This is a genomic window from Streptomyces sp. JJ36 (assembly GCF_021696945.1).
In the GTDB taxonomy this organism is placed as follows: Bacteria; Actinomycetota; Actinomycetes; order Streptomycetales; family Streptomycetaceae; genus Streptomyces.
On the sequence record NZ_JACYHE010000215.1, the window covers coordinates 1 to 230 of the forward strand.

At 72.6% G+C, this 230-nt stretch carries 1 protein-coding gene; it reads left to right on the forward strand.

What is annotated here, in order from left to right; translation table 11 throughout:
- A partial coding sequence (locus tag HOY81_RS27205) for a hypothetical protein (RefSeq protein ID WP_237323365.1) occupies positions 1–230 on the forward strand: 230 nt, incomplete at both ends.

Below are 230 nucleotides of genomic sequence, written 5' to 3' on the forward strand. Positions count from 1 at the left end.
GCGCACCTGGTCCGGGCAGGACCGCTGCACGCTGAACGTCACCGTCAACGACCGGCTGCCGCTGCATCCGGAGATCGACCGTGCGGTGGGCGAGTTCACCTCGGTCGTGCTGCTGGCCGCCGAGTTCGACCCGGCGGCACCGGTGCACGCCCAGGCGCGCGCCCTGCAGGACCGTTTCTGGGCGGACTTCGCGCACCGGGCGTTCAGCGGCGTACGGGTGCTGCGCGAAC